The organism is Mesorhizobium sp. C120A (assembly GCF_030323105.1).
Classification (GTDB): domain Bacteria; phylum Pseudomonadota; class Alphaproteobacteria; order Rhizobiales; family Rhizobiaceae; genus Mesorhizobium.
Map to the genome: position 1 here is coordinate 433,773 of NZ_CP100476.1, position 20,283 is coordinate 454,055.

Here is a 20,283-nt window from a genome sequence, read left to right on the forward strand (position 1 = left end):
GGACATAGGCCCACCGGTTTCCGTTTGCGTCAGGCCGGCCTCAAGCCGACTTGAAGCGCGCCATCAGCTCGGCGCGGCCGGGATCGGTCAGCGTCGCCGCCGCACCGAATTCCAGCGGTGTCAACAGGTCGGCCGCCGGATAGAGGATCGGATTGTCCAGCACTTCCTTGGGCAGCAGCTTGTTGACGCGTGCGTCGGTCGAGGGCGCGCCGTTGGCGAGATGCTCCTTCACCGCGACCTCAGGGGTCATCAGATAGTTGAGCAAGGCATAGCCGGCCGGCTTGTTCGGCGCGTCCTTCGGGATGGCGTAGAAATCGGTCCAGATCTCGCCGCCCTCCTTGCCCAGCACATAGGCGATCTCCGGGATATCGCGATGCAGCTGTGCGCCATCATTCGTCCAGCACATGGTCAGCCAGGCGTCGCCCGCCCGCATGCCCGGCTGGTAGTCGGACGAGACCGCGAACAGATGCGGCTTGACCTTGAGCAGCAGCTCCTCGGCCTTGGCGAGTTCATCCTGCTTCAGCGAGTTGAAGGAATAGCCGTAATATTTCAGCGCGTTGCCGATGGTGGTCAGCTGGTAGTCGTGCACCATGGTGCGGCCATCGCCCTCAGCCATGGCGACGTCCCAGAATTCCTTCCAGCTGGTCATCGGCTTGGCCAGCTTCTTGGTGTTGACGGCAAAGCCCGTGGTGCCCCAGTTCTTCGGCACCGCGTAGGTCGTGCCGTCGATCGTGCCTTCCGAGGTGAAGCGCGGGTCCTCCTGGGAGCTGTCGAAATTCGGCAGCTTGGCCATGTCGAGCGGATCGATGATGCCGAGTTTCTTGTAGGTCGAGATCGTGTAGTTGGTCGGCACGAACAGGCTCCAGCCCGAGGCGCCGGCCTGCAGCTTGGCCAGCATCTCCTCATTGGAGCCGAACACGTTGACCTCGACGGCGACGCCGGTGTCCTTCTTGAAATTCTCGAAGGTCTGCGGGTCGTGATAGTTCGGCCAGGTGGCGATCGACATGCGGTCGCCGAGGTTTTCGGCGGCGAAGGCCGGCGTCGGCATGATGCCGAGCTCGCGCGCCATCACCGCGGTTGCGATGCCCAGGCCGGTGAGGCCGAGGAAATCGCGGCGGCCGATCGAGCCGCGCTTCAGGCGCATCAGCTGGTCGACGAAGTTCTCAGGGCTTATCGGCAGTCCGTCACGATATGATTTCGACATTTTTTGCTACCCTCTGGTTGGTCCCGTTGTTCTTGGTCTCCGGAAACGCCAGCGGCGTCCCGGAGGCAAAGCCGATGGCGACGGGTTCACCCGGCTTGAAGAGATTGCCGTGGCCGATCACATGGTCGGCCTTGGCCAGCAGCGTTCCGATGCCCTGCACCTCGATGGCGTATTCCGCCGTCGAGCCCAAGAAGATCCGGTTGCGCACGATGCCCTTGAAAGGGCTGCCTTTGGTGGCGCCGAGGCTTAGCGATTCAGGACGCAGGCTGACAGACACGGTCTCGCCCTGCTGCAAGGCGGTTCGTTTGCGCGCGGCAATGACGGTTCCGTCCGCCAGCGCCACATTGACAAGATCGCCTGTATGCCCGGCAACCTTGCCGCTCAACAGATTGGTCTTTCCGACGAAGTCGGCGACGAACAGGTCGGCCGGCTCGTCATAGATCTCGCTCGGCTGGCCGAGTTGTACGATGCGGCCGCCATTCATGACGCAGACGAAGTCGCTCATCGACAGCGCTTCCTCCTGGTCGTGGGTGACCAGCACGAAGGTGATGCCGATCTCGCGCTGCAGGTTCTGCAACTCGATCTGCATATCGGTGCGCAGTTTCTTGTCGAGCGCCGCCAGCGGCTCGTCGAGCAACAGCACCGCCGGCTTGTTGACCAGTGCGCGCGCCAGCGCGACGCGCTGCTGCTGGCCGCCGGAGAGTTCGTGGATCTTGCGGCGGCCATAGCCGGCGAGCCGCACCATTTCGAGCGCCTCGCCGGCGCGCCGGCCGATTTCCTGCGACGACAGGCGTGGCCGTGCCTGGCGCAGCCCGTAGGATACATTGGCTTCGACATCGAGGTGCGGAAACAGCGCATATTGCTGGAACACCATGTTGACCGGGCGGCGATAGGGCGGTGTGCCGGCCATGTCTTGGCCGCGGATGAACACCTGGCCTTCGCTCGGCTGCTCGAAGCCGCCGATCATGCGCAGGCATGTGGTCTTGCCGCAGCCGGACGGTCCGAGAAGGGCGACAAAGGCGGAGGGCGGCACAGCCAGATCGATGCCGCTGACAGCGGTCACGGCGCCATAGCGCTTGGTGACGCCGCGAAACTCGATGTCGGGCACTGCGGTCAAAGTGCTGGCTCCAGCAACAGGGCTATTTCAGGACGCTACCAGAGCCGATGGCGGCTAGTATATACCTCGCAGGTGGTATATCTGATCTATTTTCTCGTTTGAGGGGGTATAGGTTGAGTGCGTCCCGCAGCGACGAATACAGCCGGCTCGCAGCCCTTGTCGCGGCAACGCGAGAGACCAGCGGCGACCTGTTCGGCAAGGCAATGGTCGGCTGGCTGAGCCAGCATGTCAGCTTCGACCACTGCGTTATCTTCGGCTATCGCGGCGCATCGCGACCGCCGCTGCTGTTCGAAACCTTCTCGCCGGCCGAGAGCCATGTCTTCGTCACGCTCTATCAGGAAGGACCTTACCTGCTCGACCCATTTCATCACGCGGCGGTGGAGCGCAAGGAGGGGTTCTGGCGCATGCGCGAACTGGCGCCCGACCGCTTCTATGCCAGCGAGTATTTTCGCACCTACTATAGCCAGACAAGGCTGGCCGAGGAGGTCGGCTTCTTCGTGCCGCTGCCCGGCAAGGATGCGCTGGTGCTGTCGCTGATGCGATTGCACGCCTCGGGTCCCTTCGGCACCGCCGATGCCAGGCTGCTGCGCGACATGGCGCCGGCGGTCATCAACTTCGCCCGGTTGCGCTGGCCCGCACTTTCGGCCGAGGAGCAGGACGAAGCGGAGCAGGGCGAGACGATCGCCGCAGTCAACGAGTTCGACCGCGCACACATTTGGGAAAGCCTGTCGCTGACCCCGCGCGAAAAGCATGTCGTCGATCTGGTGCTGCAGGGGCATTCCACCGAGTCGGTCGCAAGAGCCATGCGCATCGTGCCGGGAACGGTGAAGGTTCACCGCCGCAACATCCACCGCAAACTCGGCATCAAATCCCAGGCCGGGCTGTTCGCCCGCTTCATTGAGATCATCGAGAGCCGGCGTTGAAATCGCTGAGGCAGACATCGTTCACTTGCGGGCGACAGACTGCTACGGATTACCCGAAACCAGTCGCTTCCTCATACGCCCCGGAGAGCAGACGATGGCATTCAGGCGCAGAAAGAACACGGCCGCGATCCCTCGCACGGTGCCGGCTTTCGAGCACATCGTCACCGAGGCGAGCGACAGTTTCCTGTGGCGGCTCGACGACTATCCCTGGGAGCGCAATGTCTGGAATTTTCATCCGGAATACGAGATCCATCTCCTGAGGAAGTCTTCCGGGGTCGCGCTGGTCGGCGATCACATCGGCGAATTCGGGCCGGGCTACCTGAGCATCGTCGGCGGCGGGCTGCCGCATGACTGGGTGACATCGGTGCAACCCGGCGAGCTGATCGAAGGACGCGACATCGTGCTGCAATTCGATCCGCAGCGGCTGCGCGGCTCGGCGGGACTGCTGCCGGAGCTGCGCGAACTAGAACCGTTCCTGGAGCGATCGCTGCGCGGCATCGTCTTCCATGGCCGCGCCGCGCTCGACGGCGCTGCGCTGATGGAACGGATGGGCACCGTGCACGGGCTCGCCCGGTTTTGCCTCTTCCTCGAACTGGTCGATCTGCTGGCCAGGACAGACGAATACGAGCTTTTGTCCTCGCCGGATTTCTCACCCGCGCTCGACGCAACCTCGCTGGACATCATCCAGCGCACGCTGACCTATCTCTTCCAGCACTTCGCCGAGGACCTGAAGCTGCCGGAGGCGGCGGAGCTGGCGGGGATGAGCGAAAGCACGTTTTCGCGCTTCTTCCAGAAAAACACCGGCAACAGTTTCAGCGACCACATCGCCAAGCTCCGGCTCTGGCAAGCCTGCAAGCTGCTGGCGGACACCGACATTCCGATCACCGACATCTGCTTCCAGGTCGGCTACATGAACATCTCCAACTTCAACCGCGCCTTCCTGCGCAAGCACCGGATGACGCCGTCATCCTACCGCAAGCTGTCGCGGCAGCGGCTGACGATGCGTGCCTGAAAACCGGCCTTCCTCTCTCCATCGGTACTCATGTGACAGAGGCCGTTCGGGTAGGCCGGATTTTGCACCGCACAATGCATAAAAGTACAGGTCTGCTGCAACGGGGCTTCTAGCGCGGCCTTTAGCAACTCCTCATTTTGGCGATGGGTGGCTTGTCGCTCGGGCGATGGCGAGGATCGCGCAACCGAAGACTTCCGCTTCCTGCGACTGTTCCTGGAGGAGAAAATCAATGAAACCAATTCGGCTCGCTGCGAGCATAAGCGCAGCTTTCATGCTTACCACGACCCTCTCGACCATGGCGCTGGCGGCGCCGGTCTGCTCGGCGCCGGTCAAGGTGCTGGCGCAACCGCGTGACGGGCTGACGCTGCTGGAAGCGTCCAAGGACGAGTTCCAGAAACTGGCCGGCGCCAGCTTCCAGATCGACTATCTCAACGAGAACGACCGCCGGGCAAAGTCGCGCGCCGATGCGTCCACGGTCGGCAACTACAACGTCTACTATGTCGACGAAGCCAATGTCGCGCTGTTCGCCTCGTCGAAATGGATCGTGCCGCTCACCGACTATTACCCGGCTGACTACGACTACGCCGATTTCGACCCGGGCCGGCAGAAGGTCGCCACCTATGACGGCAAGGTGTGGTTCGCGCCGCTGACCGGCGGCGGCGACCTGATGGTCTACCGCAAGGACATTCTGGAAGCCGCCGGCATCCAGCCGCCGAAGACGCTCGACGAGTTGATCGCCGACGTGCCGAAGCTGACCGATCCCGACAAGGGCATGTACGGCATCGCGCTGCGCGGCGCGCGTGGCTCGGGCGCCAATGTCTGGCGCTGGATGCCGTTCTTCAAGGCCTATGGCGGAAAATGGTTCGACGGTGACAAGCCGGCTTTCAACTCCGAGGCCGCGGTCAAAGCGACCGAGACCTATCTTAAACTGTTCAAGGATTCAGCGCCCGGCACGCAGACCGGCAGCTGGGATGAATCGACCGGCGCCTTCCTGTCGGGCCAGGTTGCCATCTTGGTCGAATCGACGCCGCTGTCGGGCATGGCGGTCGACCCGAAGACCTCGCAAGTGGTCGGCAAGATCGGCTTCCTGCCGCCGCCCTCGCCACTGACCGGCGGCGGCTACGGCCACGGCCTCGCCATCGCCGCCAAGGCCAATGCCGATGACGCCGCGAAGCAATGCGCCGGCCTGTTCATCGCCTGGGCGACGTCGAAGGAGAACGAGAAGCGCCGGCTCGACGCGCACCAATTCGGCGAGCTCAACCGCACCAGCGTGCTGTCCAGCAAGGAGTTCGCCGACATCTATGGCGCCGATCTCGGCCAGGCGCTTGCCGATACCGGCAAGGTGACGGCGGTGAACTTCTGGCAGGATCCGCGCTGGCCGGATCTCGGCGACCGCTGGGGCATCATCCTGGAAGAGCTGGTCACCGGCACGCGCACCGACGTCAAGGGCGGCCTCGACGAACTCGAGGCCTACGCCAACGAGCTGGTGAAGAAGAAGTAATCCTCCCGCCCGCGGCGCGCGGTCCACGGCATTCGACCGGATGCCGGGACCTGTGCGCCGCGGGTCTCTCCAAAAAGGCACAGCCCGAGGATAGGCAATGCGCCGACGCTCTTCCCTGCCCGTGACGTTTCTGGTTCCGACGCTCGCCATTCTTCTGGTGCTGTCGATGGTGCCGACGCTGTACGCCATCGTCATTGCGCTGCAGAACCGCGAGCTGAGCTCGTCGGACTATTCCTGGGTCTGGCTGTCGAACTTCATCGACCTGTTCGCCGACCGGCGTTTCCTCAACGCGGTCTGGGTTTCGGTGAAGTGGGAAATCGTCACCGTGGTGGCGACGATGATGGTGGCGATCGGGCTCGGCGTGCTGATGTTCGAAGTAGCGTCGCCGCGGCTGCGCAACATCTACTGCCTGCTGTTCATCATCCCGGTGCTGTTGCCGCGTGTCTCGGCGGCCTTCGTGTGGAAGTTTGCCTATCATCCGCTCTACGGCATCGCCACCTATCCCTACAGGCTGATCACCGGCGGGCTGATCTTCGACCCGCTGTCGAAGCCGTCGACGGCCCTGTTTGCCGTCGCCTCGGTCGATGTCTGGCAGTGGGGACTGTTCTTCGCGGTCATCGTGCTGAAGCTTCTGGAGACCTTGCCGCCGCAGCCGATCGAAGCGGCGCGGCTCGACCACGCCAAACGCTGGCAGATCCATGCCTATGTGACCTTGCCTATGCTGAAGGCGCCGCTGATCAGCCTGATGTTCGTCAAGATGATCGAATCGCTGCGCTCCTTCGACCTGATTTATGTGATGACGCGCGGCGGGCCGGGCGTGGCGACCGAGACGCTCGACATGTACGCCTTCTCGCAAGGCTTCATCGAATCCGGCAAGGTGTCCTATGCCTCGGCCATGGCGGTGCTGATGATGATCGCGACTGTCATCACCTTCACCATGCTGTGGAAGCGGGTGCAGGCATGAGGCCGTATCGCATGAGACCGGGCCGCCTCATCGGCAAGATCATCCTGGCCTTCGCCGGCTTCATGGCGGTGTTTCCGCTCGCCTGGACGGCGGTCAATTCGCTGAAGAACAATGTCGACATCATCACCCGCGTGCCGCGCCTGGTGTTTACCCCGACCTTCGACAATATCAGCTACATCATCGGCCGCGACAGCGTCATGACCGGTCTCTATAACTCGGTCATTTCCTGCGGCGTCGCCGTGCTGATCGGCGTCATGCTCGGCCTTCCGGCAGCCTATGCGGTGGCGCGCTATCCCAATCGCTTCGCTGGCGACATCCAGTTCTTCGTGTTGTCGCTGCGCTTCCTGCCCCCGGTGGCAGTCGCCATTCCGCTGATGGTGATCTGGCTGCAGATCGGGCTCTACGACACCTTGCCGGCGCTGATCGTCACCTATTCGCTGCTCACCATCTCGGTGATCATGTGGCTCGCCATTCCCGCCTTCCAGGCGGTGCCGAAAGAAATCGAGGAAGCCGCTTTCGTCGACGGCTACGGCGCTTACTCGGTGTTCTGGCGCATTGCGCTGCCGGTAGCGGCGCGCTCGCTGATCGGCGCCGTCGCCTTCAGCTTCGTGCTGGTGTGGAACGAATTCCTGATCGCGCTGATGCTGTCCAGTTCCAACGCCAAGACATTGCCGATCGTCGCTTCCGAACTTTCACAGCAAGGCATGAACGTGCCGTGGGGAATCCTCAACGCCTCGGTCGTGCTGTTGTCGCTACCGCCGCTGCTGTTCCTCGGCGTGCTCAGCGGCTTCCTGAATTCCGTTTTCCGGCAAAAAAAGACTTGATGCGAGGACTTACCTATGCGGGCACTGGTGCTTGAGAAAAAAGGCGAACTGTCGCTGCGCGAGATCGCGCTGCCGCTCGACGTCGGACCGGGCGATGTCAAGATCGCCATCCACACGGTCGGCGTCTGCGGCAGCGACGTGCACTATTACACCCATGGCGCCATCGGCAGCTATGTCGTGCGGGCCCCGATGGTGCTCGGCCACGAAGCCGCGGGAACGATCGTCGAGATCGGCGCCAATGTCGGCACGCTGAAGGTCGGCGACCGCGTCTGCATGGAGCCGGGCGTGCCGAACCTGTCGTCGCGCGCGACCAGGCTCGGCATCTACAATGTCGACCCTGACGTCTCCTTCTGGGCGACGCCGCCTGTGCATGGCGTGCTGGCGCCCTATGCCGTGCACCCGGCCGCCTTCACCTACAGACTGCCGGACAATGTCACCTTCGCCGAAGGCGCGATGGTCGAACCCTTTGCCATCGGCATGCAGGCGGCGAGCCGCGCCCGCATCGTGCCTGGCGACGTCGCCGTCGTCGTCGGCTGCGGCCCGATCGGCATCATGATCGCGCTGGCGGCGCTGGCCGGCGGCTGCTCGAAGGTGCTGATCTCCGATTTTTCCGCACCCAAGCTCAAGATTGCCGCGCAATATCCCGGCATCGTGCCGGTTAATATAGGTGAGCAATCGCTGGTCGACGCAGTCTCCGCCGCGACCGACAATTGGGGCGCGGATATCGTGTTCGAGGCGAGCGGCAGCCCGAAGGCATTCGCCGACCTGTTCGATGTCGTGCGGCCGGGCGGCGCGGTGGTGCTGGTCGGACTGCCGGTCGAACCGGTCAGCCTCAACGTTCCGGCGGCGATCTCCAAGGAAGTGCGCATCGAGACGGTGTTCCGTTACGCCAACATCTTCGACCGCGCGCTGCAGCTGATCGCCTCGGGGAAGGTCGACCTCAAGCCGCTGATCACCGGCACTTATGATTTCTCGGACAGCATCGAGGCCTTCGAGCGGGCGGCGCAAGGCAAGCCGCAAGACGTCAAGCTGCAAATCCTTCTTACCGGCGAGAAGGGCTGACCATGTCCGCGATCGTTTGCTCCCATGTCGACAAGGCTTACGGCGCCACCACCGTCATCCGCGACCTCAATCTCTCGATCGAGGAGCACGAATTCGTCGTATTCCTCGGCCCGTCCGGCTGCGGCAAGTCGACCTTGCTCAGGATGCTGGCCGGACTGGAGGATATCAGCGGCGGGGAAGTGTCGATCGGCGGCAAAGTGGTCAACGATCTCGAGCCCGGCGAGCGCGGCATTGCCATGGTTTTCCAGAACTATGCGCTCTACCCGCATATGACGATCTTCGACAACATCGCCTTTGGGCTCAAGCGACAGAAAGTGCCCCCGGCCGAGATCCGGAAGCGGGTCGAGGCGGTGGCAACGACGCTCGGCCTCGAACCTTACCTCGCCCGCAAGCCGACCGAACTTTCCGGCGGCCAGCAGCAGCGCGTGGCGATTGCGCGCGCCATGATCAAGACGCCGAAAGTGTTCCTGTTCGACGAGCCGCTGTCCAATCTAGATGCCAAGCTGCGCAACCACATGCGGGTCGAGATCGCCCGGCTGCATCAGTCGCTGAAGACCACCACCGTCTATGTCACCCACGATCAGTTGGAAGCGATGACGCTGGCCGACCGGATCGTGCTGCTCAGGGATGGCGTTATCGAACAGATCGGCTCGCCTGCGGGGATCTATCGCCAGCCGGGCAATCTGTTCGTCGCCGGCTTCATCGGTACGCCGAACATGAATTTCATCGACGTGGCCGTCGGGCGGAAGGACGAACGCTGGACGCTGACAGGCGGCGGCTCGAGCTTCTCCATAGAAGGCTCGGGCTTCGATCTACGCGGCGTCCAGCGCGCCGTGCTTGGAATCCGACCGCCGGACCTGAAGACCGCCGGCGCTCAGAGCATCAATCTTCTGCAAGGCACCGCCGACCTCATCGAGTTCCATGGCAATGACGCGCTGGTGACGTTCGCCTGCGGCGGCAAGGAGGTCGGCGCGTTGGTATCGGCCCGCGAATGCCCGGCGTTGCGCGCGCCTGTGCGCTATACGTTCGAGGAGGAGAGCGTGCATCTGTTCGACGCGGCGACCGGCGCATCCTTGCGCCGGCGAGAAGCCTAAATCTGTACGCAATTCCGGACGGAAAACCGTTTCACACTTTTCCTGGAATTGCTCTAGCCGATCGCGTCGAGCGCCTGCCGCTGGCGGTGCATTTCGAGGAAGATCCTGTAGTCGCGGTCGAAGCGGCCTGACGCGGTCGGGTTCGAGGTGCGCGCCCTGCCGCCTTGCTGCATGGCGACGCAGGCGGCATTCAGGTCCGGGAACAGGCCAGCGGCAGTGGCGGCGACCATGCCGGTGCCGAGCAGAACGGCTTCGTCGGCCAGCGGCTCGATCACCGCGCAGCCGGTGGCGTCGGCATAGAGCTCCATCAGCAACGGGTTCTTGGTGTGGCCGCCGGTGACATGCAGCGTGTCTATGAGATAGCCGTTCTCGTTCAGCGCCTCCAGCACATGGCGCACGCCGAGCGCGATGCCGACGGCGGTGCGCCAATACAGCTTGCACAGACTGTCGAAGGAGGAATCCAGCGTCAGCCCGCTGACCACACCGACCGCATGCGGATCGGCAAGCGGCGAGCGGTTGCCATGGAAATCCGGCAGCACATGCAGCCTTGCCGCCAGCTTGTCACCTTCGGTGCTGCGCAGTTCGGCGACGCGCCTGGCGATTTTTGCATGCATGGCCGCGTCCGGCTCGCCGCCGGCGCCGTGCCAGCGGATGATATGGTCGAGCAGCGCACCGGTCGCCGACTGGCCGCCTTCCGACAGCCAGAGTTTTGGCAGTGCGGCGCCATAGTATGGACCCCAGACGCCGGCGAAAGGCTGCGGGTCGGGCGACATCGCCATGACGCAGGACGAGGTGCCGGCGATCAATGCCAGATGGCGGCCGATATTCTGCTCGTCGCCAGCAAAGCCGCCGAGCACGCCAAGCGCGCCGGCATAGGCATCGATGACGCCGGCGCCGACCCGACAGTTTTCGCTCAAGCCCAACTCCGCCGCCGCTTCAGGGGTGAGCGTGCCGATGTCTGCGCCGACAGCACTTGCCTTCTCCGGCAGGCTGCCGTGTTCGAACAGATCGCCAAGCCCGACCCTGTCGAAGAAGTCACGGCGCCAGCCGGTTTCCTCATGCGCCAGATAGGTCCATTTGGCGGTCAGCGTGCATTGCGAGCGCGCCAGCGACCCGGTCGCCTTCCAGGTCAGGAAATCGGTGAGGTCGAATAGGTAGCCGGCTTCATGCCAAGTTCCCGGCAGATTGCGCTTCAGCCACATCAGCTTCGGCGTCGCCATTTCCGGCGACATGACGCCACCGATATAGTCGAGTACGGCGTGGCCGCTATCGGTGCATTCATCTGCCTCGGCGATGGCGCGATGGTCGAGCCAGACGATGGTGTCCCAGCGCCGTTCGCCCGTCACCGAGACGCTGAGCTGGCCGGCATTCCTGTCCAGCACCACCAGCGAGCAGGTGGCGTCGAACGACATGCCGACAATATCGTCGGCTGACACACCGGCCTTTTCGCGCGCGGCACGCACCGCGATGCACACAGCCGACCAGATATCCTGCGAATTGTGCTCGGCGTGATCGGCCTGCGGCTGGTTCATGACGATCGGATGCTCGGCGCGGCCGAGCAAGGTGCCTGACGTGTCGAGAATGCCCGCGCGGGCGCTCCCGGTGCCGACATCGACCGCGCAAACGAAGCTTTTCGTCAAGATGCTTTTACTCTCGCTCCCTAGAGCCGGATGATTTCAGGTCTGTTCGACCTGAAATCTGAATCCGTCTCTAAATCAAAGAAGTAGAGCATGATGTCGTCCGAAAACCGCTTCACACTTTTCGGCATCATGCTCTAGCCTGCAATCAGATCGGGCAATTGCAGCATGTCCGCGAATATAAAGTCCGGTTCACTCGACGCAAGCCGCGCTTTCAAGGCCGGGTTGCCGGCGTGCGAACCGCCGGTGAAAGCAAAGACGCGCATACCGGCCGCATGCGCCGCCGCGATGCCGGCAGGGCTGTCCTCGATTACGATGCAATTACCGGGATGCGCGCGCATAGCAGCGGCGGCATGGAGAAAAAGATCCGGCGCCGGCTTGCCGCGCGCGACCATGGCAGCGCTGAACAGATGGGGCTCGAGCAGGCCGAGCAGGCCGGTAACGTCGAGCGCATAGCGAATGCGGTCGAGCGTGCCGGAGGAAGCGACGCAGCAGGGCACGCCCAGCCTCGGCAGGATGTCGCTGATGCCGGGAATCGGCTTCAGCTCCTCGCGGAATTTGCGCATCAGCTCGACGCGCATATCGGTCAGGTGCACGTCGGTGATGTCGATGGTGAAATCGCGAAGAAGTATCTCGCGCACGCTCTTCATGCTCTTGCCGAGGAAATGCTCGTAGGCCGCATCCTCGCTGACCGAGCCCCCGGCGGCAGAGATCATGCCGAGCAGAGCCGAAACCGACAGCGCCTCGCTGTCGACCAGCACGCCGTCACAGTCGAAGATGACCAGTTCGGGCGTCATTGCGGCTGGCGTCAGAGCTTGCCGGAGATGTAGCGCGTCAGCGTCGCGCGCGTGCCATTCGCCCACAAGACGTTGAGCGCATGGGCAAAGGCCTCGGCGAACGCCGCCGAGCGGCCGACATCGCCATAGATGTCCTCCATCGCAAGCCAGGCGCCGGGCGCATCCTTCGCCGCCTTGGCGGTTGCCTGCAGCCGGTCCCAGCTGGGATCGTTGGCTTCGATGTCGGCGCCGCTGTCGGTGGTGCCGAAGCAATAGCGGCACCACAGCGCCGATTCCAGCGCGAGACCCGCAACGCTCTTCCCGGCTTTCAGCCGGTCGGCGATGGTCGGGATGATGAATTTCGGCTGCCGGTTGGAACCGTCGAGGCAAAGCCGGCGGATGGTGTCGCCGATCTTCGGGTTGGAAAAGCGGTGCTCGATGAGCTGGTAATAATCCTCCAGCACGGTGTCCGGCACCGGCGGCACGGTCGGGATGATCTCGTCATGCTCGAGCTTGGCGAGGAAGCCGCGCACCAGCGGCTCCTGCATCGCCTCATGGACGAAATGGATGTCCATCAACCCTGCGGGATAAGCGATCGTGGCATGACCGCCATTGAGGATGCGGATCTTCATCAGCTCATAGGGCGCGACATCCCTCACGAATTGCACACCGACCTTTTCCAGCGGCGGGCGGCCGTCGGTGAAACGGTCTTCCAGCACCCATTGCTTGAACGGCTCGCAGAACACCGGCCAGTTGTCCTCGAGGCCGAACTCGGTGGCGAGAATGCCGCGCTCGCGGTCGGAGGTGGCGGGGGTGATGCGGTCGACCATGCCGTTGGGAAAGGCGACATTGTCGCTGACCCAGTTTGCCAGATCCTCGTCGATCAGCCGGGCGAGGCCGATGACGCCATCCGAGGTGACATGGCCATTGTGAGGGATGTTGTCGCAGGACATGACGGTGAACGGCACGATGCCGTCGGCCCGGCGGCGCATCAGCCCGGCCAGGATGAGGCCGAACACCGTCTTCGGCGTCGTACCTGCCTGCGCGTCGGCAACGATATCAGGATGGGTCGGGTTGAACTTTCCCGAGGCCGGATCGATGAAATACCCGCCTTCGGTGATGGTCAGCGAGACGATCTTGATCGCCGGATCGGCGAGCTGGTCGATGATCGCATCCGCATCGCCGGGCGTCAGGAAATCGATCATGACGCCGGTGACGCGGGCGCTCATATGGTCGGAATCCTGCTCGACCACGGTGGTCAGCCAGTCCTGCTCCTGCAGCTTGGAACGACCGATTTTTTCGCCCTCGAAGACCCCGGCGCCGACCAGCGCCCAGTCATGGCCGATGCCTGCATTGAAGAGATCGTCGAGGTAGACCGCCTGATGCGACCGATGGAAATTGCCGACGCCGAAATGGACGATACCGGGTTTGAGCCTGGAGCGATCATATCTGGGACCGGCGACCTTGGCGGGGAGTTCCGAGAGGATCGAGGAGGAGAGTTTCACGGTCATTTTTCTACCCTTTTGGCCGGGCTGCGGCCTTCGTGATCCCGGCCCATCAACTCATCCATTGGCCGCCATCGACATTGTAGGTCTGGGCGACGATGTATTCGGCGTCGTCGCTGGCCAGGAAGACCGCCATGCCGGTCAGGTCCTCCGGCTTGCCCATGCGGCCATAGGGCACGCCCTCGCCGACCAGCCGCTTCTTCTCGCCCTTCGGCCGGTTCTCATATTTGGCAAACAGCGCATCGACCTCATCCCACATATCGCTGTCGACGACGCCGGGCGCGATGCCATTGACGTTGATGCGGTGCTTGATCAGGTCGAGCCCGGCGGACTGGGTCAGCGAAATCACCGCGGCCTTGGTGGCGCAATAGACGGCGACCAGCGGCTCGCCGCGCCGTCCTGCCTGGCTGGCGATGTTGATGATCTTGCCGCCCTTGCCCCTTGCGATCATCGAACGCGCCGCTGCCTGCAGCATGAACAAAGTGCCGGCGACGTTGACGGAGAACAATTTGTCATAGCTCGCTTCGGTGATCTCGACGATCGGCGCCAGGTCGAACAAGGCAGCATTGTTGATCAGTATGTCGAGGCCGCCGGTCTTTGTTTCGACCGCCTTGACCGACGCCTGGATCGAAGCAAGGTCGCTGACGTCGAGCCTGACCGGATAGGCGTTGGCGCCAATCTCGGCGGCCGTGTTTTCGGCAGCCGCCAGATTGATGTCGGCAATGGCCACCGTGGCACCCTCGCGCGTATAGGCTTCGGCAAAAGCCCTGCCGATGCCGCGCGCGGATCCGGTGATCAGCGCCGATTTGCCTTTCAGTCTCACTGCGTCAGCGCCTTTCCGTCGGGGCCGAAGCGATGCATGCGGACCTTGTCCGGCGTCAAATAGATGGTGTCGCCGTGGCGTACGGCCAGTTCGCCATCGGCGCGTACCGTCAGCGGACCGACGCCGTCGGCCTGGACATGCAGGAAGGTGTCGGAGCCCAGATGCTCGGCGACGCCGACAAGGGCTTTCCAGTCACCCGCGGTGGTCGATATCCCCATATGCTCAGGACGAATGCCGATGGTCTTGGCGTTGTATTTGGCCGCCGGCGCACCTTCGATCAGGTTCATTTTCGGCGAACCGATGAAGCCCGCCACGAACAGGTTCTTCGGCGACTTGTAGAGTTCCATCGGCGAGCCGACCTGTTCGATGTTGCCGGCGTTGAGCACGACGATCTTGTCGGCCATGGTCATAGCTTCGATCTGGTCGTGGGTGACGTAGACCATCGTCGTCTTGAGCTGATGGTGCAGCTCGCTGATTTCGAGCCGCATGGTGCCGCGCAGTGCAGCATCGAGGTTGGACAGCGGCTCGTCGAACAGGAATGCCGAGGGCTGGCGCACGATGGCGCGGCCGATGGCGACGCGTTGCCGCTGGCCGCCGGAGAGCTGGCCGGGCCGGCGTTCGAGATAGTTGGTGAGGTTGAGGACCCGGGCCGCGTCCTTCACCTTCTTGTCGATCGTCGCCACATCCTCGCCCGCCATCTTCAGCGGGAAGCCGATGTTCTTGGCCACCGTCATATGCGGATAGAGCGCATAGGACTGGAACACCATGGCCAGCTTGCGCTTGGCCGGCGCCTCGCCGGTGACGTCACGGCCATCGATGTTGATGGTGCCCCCGCTGGTGTCCTCGAGCCCGGCAATGAGGCGCAGCAACGTGGACTTGCCGCAACCCGACGGCCCGACGAAGACGACGAACTCGCCATTCTCGATGACGAGGTCGAGGCCTGGAATGATGACCGTCGATCCGAAATGCTTGGAGACGTTCTTGAGCGTGATGTTTCCCATGGTTTCCTCCCCGAGGGGTTATTTGGCCGGATTGCTTCAGGCAACGTCCGTTATTTTACCGCACCGAAGGTCAGGCCGCGCACCAGCTGCTTCTGGCTGAACCAGCCCATGATCAGGATGGGCGCGATGGCCAGCGTCGATGCCGCCGAAAGCTTGGCCCAGAACAGGCCTTGCGGGCTTGAGAACGAACTGATGAAGGCCGTCAGCGGCGCCGCCTCGGTGGTGGTCAGGCGGATGGTCCAGAACGCTTCGTTCCATGCCAGGATGATGTTGAGCAGCATGGTCGATGCGATGCCCGGCACGGCCATGGGGGTCAGCACATAGACGATCTCGCCCCACAGGGTGGCGCCGTCCATGCGTGCCGCCTCCAGGATTTCGCCGGGGATTTCGCGGAAGTAGGTGTAGAGCATCCAGATCACGATCGGCAGGTTGATCAGCATCAGCATGATCATCAGGCCGATGCGGCTGTCGAGCAGTCCGGCATCGCGGAAGATGAGGTAGATCGGGAATAGCACGGCAACCGCCGGCATCATCTTGGTCGAGAGCATCCACATCAGGATGTCCTTGGTCCACTTGCTCGGCGAGAAGGCCATCGACCAGGCGGCCGGAACCGCGACTATCAGGGCCAGGATGGTCGAGCCGACCGAGAGCAGCACCGAGTTGAAGAAGAACTTGAAGTAGCCGCTCTGCGCCTGGACCTCGGTATAGCTCTCGAACGTCCCCGACGGGATCAGCGCGAAGCCCTGGATGGCCTCCTGCTCCGACTTGAACGAGGTGATGATCGTGTAGAGGATCGGGAAGAAGATCAGCAGCGCGACGATCCAGGCGGCGCCTGTCGCAATGATCTTGTGTTGGGTGGTGACTGCACGTGCCATCGTATCCTCCCTTACTTGTCCAGGTTCTTGCCCACCGCGCGCATGGCGAAGAAGGCGACGATGTTGGCGAGAATGACGGCGATGACACCGCCGGCCGATGCCTGGCCGATTTTGAACTCCAGCAATGCCTTCTGGTAGACGAGGAAGGGCAGGTTGGTGGAGGCATAGCCGGGTCCGCCATTGGTGGTGACCAGGATTTCGGCATAGACCGACAGCAGGAAGATGGTCTGGATCAGGATGACGACGGTGATGGCGCGCGACATGTGCGGCAGCGTCAGATAGATGAAGCGGCTGACGAAGCCGGCGCCGTCCATCTCGGCGGCTTCCTTCTGCTCGCCGTCGAGCGACTGCAATGCGGTCAGCAGGATCAGCGTTGCGAAGGGCAGCCATTGCCAGGCGACGATGATGATGATGGCAAGCATCGGATGCTGCCCGAACCAGTCGATCGGTTGAGCCCCGAAGAAGCGCGCAATGTCGGCAAAGACGCCGTATTGCGGGTGCATGATCATGTTCTTCCAGACAAGTGCAGCCACCGGCGGCATGACGAAGAACGGAGAGATGACGAGGATGCGGACGATCCCCTGTCCCCACATCGGCTGATCGATCAACAGCGCCAGCATGATGCCGCCGATGACGGTGATCAGCAGCACGCTGCCCACCAGGACCAGCGTGTTGAGGATCGACTGCAGGAATGCCGGGTTGGAATAGAACAGCGAGTAATTCGAGAACCAGACAAACCCGTCGCGGATCGGATTGAGCGGATTGTACTGCTGGAAGGAGAACCAGATCGTGAGTGCCAGCGGCACGATCATCCAGACGAACAGCAGCACCACGGATGGCGCCAACATAAAGCGGGCAAGCGAACGGGTCTGCTGAGTAGCCATGACGGTCACCCTTCAAGGTCAGCCAAATTTTCAGGTGTGTGAAAGGGGCCGCCCGAACTGGGATTCGGGCGGCCGTTGCCGGCCAAGGAGGCGGCCGGCATTCGGCACCGGGAGGAGCCTTACTTGATATAACCGCCTTCGGTCATGGTCGCGGTGGCGGCGTCCTGCGCCTGCTTGAGCGCGTCGTCTACGCTGGTCTGGCCGGCGAGCGCCGCCGAGAACAGCTGGCCAACGGTTGTGCCGAGGCCCTGGAACTCAGGAATGGCGACGAACTGCACACCGACATAGGGCACCGGCTTGACGGTCGGATGCGTCGGGTCGGCGGCATTGATCGAGTCCAGCGTCATCTTGGCGAACGGAGCCGCCTTCTGATACTCGGCATTGGCGTAGAGCGAGGAGCGCGTGCCCGGAGGAACGTTGGCCCAGCCTTCCTTCGAAGCAACCAGTTCTGCGTAGTGCTTGCTGGTCGCCCAGGAGACGAACTTCTGTGCGGCGTCTCCCTTCTGCGTGCCGGCCGGGATGGCCAGCGACCAGGCCCACAGCCAGTTGCCGCGCTTGCCCAGACCATTGTCGGGGGCCAGTGCGTAGCCGACCTTGTCCGCGACGGTCGAGTTCTTCGGGTCGGAGACGAAGGAGGCGGCGACGGTGGCGTCGATCCACATGCCGCACTTGCCCTGCTGGAACAGCGCCAGGTTTTCGTTGAAGCCGTTGGACGAGGCGCCCTCGGGACCGTCGGCCTTCATCAGGTCGACATAGAACTGCAGCGTGTTCTTCCATTCCGGCTGGTCGAATTGCGGCTTCCAGTTCTCGTCGAACCAGCGGGCGCCGAAGGAGTTCGACATGGCGGTGAGGAAGGCCATGTTCTCGCCCCAGCCGGCCTTGCCGCGCAGGCAAACGCCGTTCACGCCATTGGCGCGGTCGGTCATCTTGTCGGCGGCCTGCTTGATGAAGTCCCAGGTCGGGGCGTCGGGCATCTTCAGCCCGGCCTTCTCGATCAAGTCCTTGCGGTACATGACGAAGGAGCTTTCGCCGTAGAAGGGCGCGGCATAGAGCTTGCCGTCGACCGACAGGCCGCCGGCGATGGCCGGGATGATGTCCTTGGCGTCATAGTCGTCGCCGAGCTTGTCGAGCGGCAACAGCCAGTTCTGCTTGGCCCAGATCGGAACCTCGTAGGTGCCGATGGTCATAACGTCATACTGGCCGCCCTTGGTGGCAATGTCGGTGGTGACGCGCTCGCGCAGCACGTTCTCTTCGAGCGTGACCCAGTTGAGCGTGACGTCGGGGTTAGCCTTGGTGAAGTCGTCGGTCAGCTTCTGCATGCGGACCATGTCGCCATTGTTGACGGTGGCGATGGTGATGGATTCGGCATGCGCGGCGAAAGCGAAGGCGCTGGCCGACAACAGGCCCAAAGTGAGCGTGCGCAGTTTCATCAAATTCCTCCCATGAACCAAGATGAGCATTTGCCTTGGTAGTGGGCAATTACTCACTTGGCGTTAATTATGTCAAGCCGGATTCGATGCTGCAGCGCAGCACACGGGGCAGGTGCGCGACGTTGCGCGCGTAGAGGATATTGAATGGATTTGGGAAGCTGTTTGCACGGGGATGTGAGAGCGGGTTGATGCCGACCCATCGCAACCCAATCATGGCGCCAAGGGAGCGATAGGGCCCAGCCAGTCAGCCGTGGGACGGGTAGCTTCCGACGGAATATTCGAAAACCCTGCCGTCGCGTGTTTGCTTGGCTCTGGTCAGCACTTCCGTCACCTGGATCCAGCTGGGCTCGTCCTTGCGCAGCCTAACTTCCCGGCCGATTGCCTTCACGGCAGCTTGAAACGGCGTAAATGCTTCGATCACCTGCGTCGTGCGCACGGTGTTGTTTTCGATTTCTTCGACGCGATAGACTTTCATCAGCCGGCTGATCGACCCTGTTTCAATCTGCAGACGATTGATCCTGCTCAATTGGGTCGTCACAAGCACAAGCCTATGCCGGGCGAGTGATATCGACAGCGTTTTTGTCAAGCTTGGTTAACCGGGTGGCCCGATCGCAGCTGTTTGTCCGCGAAAGCGAGCATTCGTCGCGGATCCATGGCTCGCTTTGCATCTCGGAAATCAATCCGCGAATCGCTCGCCCTCAGGCGCAGGCGATCTCGGCCAGGATCCAGTCCCGGAAGGCTTTTATCTTCGGCACGTTGCGACGCGCCGTCGGGTAGACCAGCCAATAGGCGTGGCCGTCGTCGCCGACCAGGTCGAAGGGCTGGATCAGGCGGCCGGCGGCGAGCTCGGTCTTGAACAATGCGGTGGTCAGGATTGCCACACCATGGCCGGCGATGGCCGCGTTCGCCTCATAGGCCTGCGCGCCCATGCTGGTGCCGGTGCGCCTGGCAAGTTCGTCCGCCGGGACGCCGGCAAGGGCGAACCATTCCCGCCACCAGATGTCGCCGGGATCGAGAATGGGCAGCTTGAACAGGTCGGCGGGTTCGTGGACGCCACCTATGGTGGCAGCGAGTGCCGGGCTCAGCACCGGGGTGAAATCGGCCTTGAACAAAAGATGGGTCTCCACTCCAGGCCACTTGCCGCTGCCGGAGCGGATAGCGATGTCCATGTCCTCGCGGGCAAAATCGATCACCCTGTTCGAGGTATCGACGCGCACCGCCAGCGACGGATGCGCGACCTGGAAGGAGCCGAGGTGCTGCGCCAGCCAGTTCGAGGCAAAGGTCAGCAGCGTCGAGACGCACAGCACACCATCGGCGCCCCCACGCGCGGCGGAATAGGCGCTTGAGAGCAGGCTGAACGCCTCGCTGACGGCGGGCGCCAGGCGCTGGCCGGGTTCCGTCAGCACAATCTGGCGCGGCTGGCGCAGGAACAGCGGCGAACCGATGCGCTCTTCCAGAAGCTTGATTTGGTAGCTGGCGGCGGCCTGCGTCATGCCGAGTTCCTGCGCGGCCTTGGTGAAGGAGAGATGCCGCGCGACGGCTTCGAACACCCTGATGGCCTGCAGCGGCGGCAACTGGGCGAGCTGTGGTGCCTTGAGATCGGGCATAAGCCCTCCTTATGGGTCGTGATCGACGTTTGATTGGCGGCAAG

General features: G+C 62.9%; 19 protein-coding genes. 7 read left to right on the forward strand and 12 right to left on the reverse strand.

What is annotated here, in order from left to right; genetic code table 11:
* Window positions 1-40 precede the first annotated feature (40 nt).
* Both NL532_RS02025 and NL532_RS02030 read right to left on the reverse strand, forming a co-directional pair.
* The gene (locus tag NL532_RS02025; protein WP_023819731.1) at window positions 41-1,204 is read right to left on the reverse strand and encodes an ABC transporter substrate-binding protein; all 1,164 of its coding nucleotides are present in this window, start codon (window positions 1,202-1,204) and stop codon (window positions 41-43) included.
* Complete coding sequence (locus tag NL532_RS02030) at window positions 1,185-2,321, reverse strand: ABC transporter ATP-binding protein (protein ID WP_023829336.1); 1,137 nt, start codon at window positions 2,319-2,321, stop codon at window positions 1,185-1,187. The genes NL532_RS02025 and NL532_RS02030 overlap by 20 nt, the downstream gene beginning before the upstream one ends.
* Before the next feature lie 113 nt (window positions 2,322-2,434).
* Here NL532_RS02030 and NL532_RS02035 point away from each other — a divergent pair, with 113 nt between their 5' ends.
* The 7 genes from NL532_RS02035 (at window position 2,435) to NL532_RS02065 (ending at window position 9,701) form a co-directional block, all read left to right on the forward strand.
* Complete coding sequence (locus NL532_RS02035) at window positions 2,435-3,244, forward strand: helix-turn-helix transcriptional regulator (protein ID WP_023829335.1); 810 nt, start codon at window positions 2,435-2,437, stop codon at window positions 3,242-3,244.
* Window positions 3,245-3,338: 94 nt separating this feature from the next.
* Window positions 3,339-4,256 carry an AraC family transcriptional regulator gene (locus tag NL532_RS02040; RefSeq protein WP_023829334.1) on the forward strand — a complete coding sequence of 306 codons (918 nt, stop codon included), beginning with the start codon at window positions 3,339-3,341 and terminating at the stop codon, window positions 4,254-4,256.
* Between the two features lie 229 nt (window positions 4,257-4,485).
* Complete coding sequence (locus NL532_RS02045) at window positions 4,486-5,757, forward strand: ABC transporter substrate-binding protein (protein ID WP_023693095.1); 1,272 nt, start codon at window positions 4,486-4,488, stop codon at window positions 5,755-5,757.
* 97 nt (window positions 5,758-5,854) lie between these two features.
* Complete coding sequence (locus NL532_RS02050; protein ID WP_023683583.1) at window positions 5,855-6,721, forward strand: carbohydrate ABC transporter permease; 867 nt, start codon at window positions 5,855-5,857, stop codon at window positions 6,719-6,721.
* Window positions 6,722-6,732: 11 nt separating this feature from the next.
* The gene (locus NL532_RS02055; protein ID WP_023671259.1) at window positions 6,733-7,545 is read left to right on the forward strand and encodes a carbohydrate ABC transporter permease; all 813 of its coding nucleotides are present in this window, start codon (window positions 6,733-6,735) and stop codon (window positions 7,543-7,545) included.
* 15 nt (window positions 7,546-7,560) lie between these two features.
* The gene (locus NL532_RS02060) at window positions 7,561-8,607 is read left to right on the forward strand and encodes an NAD(P)-dependent alcohol dehydrogenase (protein WP_023683584.1); all 1,047 of its coding nucleotides are present in this window, start codon (window positions 7,561-7,563) and stop codon (window positions 8,605-8,607) included.
* A gap of 2 nt (window positions 8,608-8,609) precedes the next feature.
* Window positions 8,610-9,701: an ABC transporter ATP-binding protein gene (locus tag NL532_RS02065; protein ID WP_023816004.1), complete on the forward strand. Its 1,092-nt coding sequence runs from the start codon at window positions 8,610-8,612 to the stop codon at window positions 9,699-9,701.
* 53 nt (window positions 9,702-9,754) lie between these two features.
* Here the strand turns inward: NL532_RS02065 and NL532_RS02070 are convergent, their stop codons facing one another.
* The 10 genes from NL532_RS02070 to NL532_RS02115 form a co-directional block, all read right to left on the reverse strand.
* Window positions 9,755-11,341 carry an FGGY-family carbohydrate kinase gene (locus tag NL532_RS02070; protein ID WP_023816005.1) on the reverse strand — a complete coding sequence of 529 codons (1,587 nt, stop codon included), beginning with the start codon at window positions 11,339-11,341 and terminating at the stop codon, window positions 9,755-9,757.
* A 134-nt stretch (window positions 11,342-11,475) separates the two neighbouring features.
* Complete coding sequence (locus NL532_RS02075) at window positions 11,476-12,135, reverse strand: HAD family hydrolase (RefSeq protein ID WP_023816006.1); 660 nt, start codon at window positions 12,133-12,135, stop codon at window positions 11,476-11,478.
* Between the two features lie 11 nt (window positions 12,136-12,146).
* On the reverse strand, window positions 12,147-13,625 hold the full coding sequence (locus tag NL532_RS02080; protein ID WP_023689169.1) for a mannitol dehydrogenase family protein: 1,479 nt from the start codon (window positions 13,623-13,625) through the stop codon (window positions 12,147-12,149).
* A gap of 46 nt (window positions 13,626-13,671) precedes the next feature.
* Entirely contained in the window at window positions 13,672-14,442 is a 771-nt protein-coding gene (locus NL532_RS02085; protein WP_023683590.1) for an L-iditol 2-dehydrogenase, read from the reverse strand.
* On the reverse strand, window positions 14,439-15,443 hold the full coding sequence (locus tag NL532_RS02090) for an ABC transporter ATP-binding protein (protein WP_023689168.1): 1,005 nt from the start codon (window positions 15,441-15,443) through the stop codon (window positions 14,439-14,441). Before NL532_RS02090 ends, NL532_RS02085 begins: the two co-directional genes overlap by 4 nt.
* Window positions 15,444-15,493: 50 nt before the next feature.
* The gene (locus NL532_RS02095; RefSeq protein WP_023829333.1) at window positions 15,494-16,318 is read right to left on the reverse strand and encodes a carbohydrate ABC transporter permease; all 825 of its coding nucleotides are present in this window, start codon (window positions 16,316-16,318) and stop codon (window positions 15,494-15,496) included.
* Window positions 16,319-16,329: 11 nt separating this feature from the next.
* Window positions 16,330-17,202: a carbohydrate ABC transporter permease gene (locus NL532_RS02100; RefSeq protein ID WP_023671249.1), complete on the reverse strand. Its 873-nt coding sequence runs from the start codon at window positions 17,200-17,202 to the stop codon at window positions 16,330-16,332.
* A gap of 119 nt (window positions 17,203-17,321) precedes the next feature.
* Window positions 17,322-18,632 (reverse strand): ABC transporter substrate-binding protein, encoded by a 1,311-nt coding sequence (locus NL532_RS02105; RefSeq protein WP_023671248.1) that lies wholly within the window; start codon window positions 18,630-18,632, stop codon window positions 17,322-17,324.
* Between the two features lie 244 nt (window positions 18,633-18,876).
* Entirely contained in the window at window positions 18,877-19,158 is a 282-nt protein-coding gene (locus tag NL532_RS02110) for a hypothetical protein (RefSeq protein ID WP_023683593.1), read from the reverse strand.
* Window positions 19,159-19,330: 172 nt separating this feature from the next.
* Entirely contained in the window at window positions 19,331-20,239 is a 909-nt protein-coding gene (locus tag NL532_RS02115; protein ID WP_023671245.1) for a LysR substrate-binding domain-containing protein, read from the reverse strand.
* Between the last annotated feature and the right edge of the window lie 44 nt (window positions 20,240-20,283).